General features: G+C 70.3%; 1 protein-coding gene. It reads right to left on the reverse strand.

Annotation, left to right across the window (positions count from 1 at the left end; translation table 11 throughout):
• Positions 1-98 precede the first annotated feature (98 nt).
• On the reverse strand, positions 99-2,069 hold a 1,971-nt coding region (locus tag HMPREF0731_RS20320; protein ID WP_408734764.1), incomplete at its 5' end, for a potassium transporter Kup.

Here is a 2,069-nt window from a genome sequence, read left to right on the forward strand (position 1 = left end):
CGTCCAGCACGCCCAGCGGCGGCGGCAGGCCGGCATCGCGCAGCAGCGCCGCCACCGCCCGGCCATGCCCGCCGGCGCCCAGCAGCAGCAGCGGCGCGTCAGATGGCGACGCGGACGCCAAGCTCGACCACGCGGTCGCTCGGGATGCGGAAGAACTCGGTGGCCGGCATGGAATTGCGGCTCATCAGCGAGAACAGCCATTGCCGCCAGGCCGCCATCTTCGGCACGGCGGCCGCCACCAGCGTCTCGCGGCCGAGGAAGTAGCTGGCCTGCATCGGCTCGAAGGCGACGCCGTATTCGTGCAGCGCCTCCAGCTCGCGCGGGATGTTGGGGCTCTCCTGGAAGCCGTAGCGCAGCATGACGCGGTGGATGCCGGGCGCCAGCTCGGTCACCTCGCGCCGCTGCGGCGCCTGGGGCACGTCCAGGTTCTCGACGGTGACGAACAGCACCCGCTCATGCAGCACCTTGTTGTGCTTCAGGTTGTGCAGCAGGGCGGCGGGCACGTAGTCGGCCTGGCCGGTCATGAACACGGCGATGCCGGGCACGCGGATGGTGCGCGACTGCGGCAGCCGGGCCAGGAAGGATTTCAGCGGCAGGCTGTCCTGGCGGAAGCGGGCGAAGAGCAGCTCGCGCCCGCGCCGCCAGGTCAGCATCAGGATGAACATGCCGGCGCCCAGCAGCAGCGGGACCCAGCCGCCATCCGGCACCTTCAGCACGTTGGAGATGAAGAAGCCGCCATCGAGGATGAAGAGCGGGATCAGCACCGCCACCACCGCCGGCAGCGGCCAGTTGAACTGCCGCCGCAGCACCAGCCCGAGCAGCGAGGTGGTGCAGAGGAAGGTGCCGGTCACCGCCAGGCCATAGGCGGCGGCCAGGCTGTCGGAATCGTGGAAGCTGACCACCAGGATGATGACGCCGACCAGCAGGGCCAGGTTGATCTGCGGCATGTAGATCTGCCCCTCCTCGGTCTCCGAGGTGTGGCAGACCACGAGGCGCGGCAGGAAGCCCAGCTGCACGCATTGCCGGGCGATCGAGTAGGCGCCCGAGATCATCGCCTGGCTGGCGATGATGGTGGCGCAGGTGGCCAGCACCACCAGCGGCAGGCGGAACCAGGCCGGGGCCAGCAGGTAGAAGGGGTTCTCGAGCGCCGCGCGGTCGGTCAGCAGCAGCGCGCCCTGGCCGAAATAGTTCAGCGTCAGCGCCGGCAGCACCGCCCAGAGCCAGACGAGGCGGATCGGCCGGGCGCCGAAATGCCCCATATCGGCGTAGAGCGCCTCCGCCCCCGTCACCGCCAGCACGACGGAGCCGAGCGCGATGAAGGCCGCCAGGTGGTAGTTGACGCAGAACTGGATGGCGTAGTGCGGCGAGAGCGCCAGCAGCACATGCGGCTGCACCACGATCTCCACCAGGCCGAGGATGGCCAGGCTGCCGAACCACAGCGCGGTGATCGGGCCGAACACCTTGCCGATGCTGTGGGTGCCCTTGTACTGCACCAGGAACAGCGCCAGCAGCACGCCGAGCGAGATCGGGATGACGGCGCGGTCGAAGGCGGGGGAGATGACCTTCAGCCCCTCCACCGCCGAGAGCACCGAGATGGCCGGGGTGATGATGCCGTCGCCGAAGAACAGCGCGGCGCCGGCGATGCCGATCAGCATGACCACCAGCCGGCCGCGCTCGCCGCGCGCCACGCGCTGGGCGAGCGCGGTCAGCGCCAGGATGCCGCCCTCCCCCTTGTTGTCGGCGCGCAGCACCAGCAGCACATACTTCACCGTGACCACCAGGATCAGCGACCAGAAGATCAGGCTGAGGATGCCGAGGATCTCCCACTCCTCCAGCCCGTCGGCGGAGAAGTGGAGCAGCGAGGCGCGCAGCGCGTAGAGCGGGCTGGTGCCGATATCGCCGTAGACGACGCCGAGCACACCGAGCAGCAGGGCCGGGGTGAGCGGGCGGTTGGCCGGGGAGGAGGAGGTCTGGGTCACTGCCATGCCGCGTGTGGTGCGGCGGCAAGAAGTAGGCTGCGGCGCGGTGGCGGTGCAAGAGGCAGGGCCGGGGGGCCCCGGCCGGCGGCC

Source organism: Pseudoroseomonas cervicalis ATCC 49957, assembly GCF_000164635.1.
GTDB lineage: Bacteria > Pseudomonadota > Alphaproteobacteria > Acetobacterales > Acetobacteraceae > Pseudoroseomonas > Pseudoroseomonas cervicalis.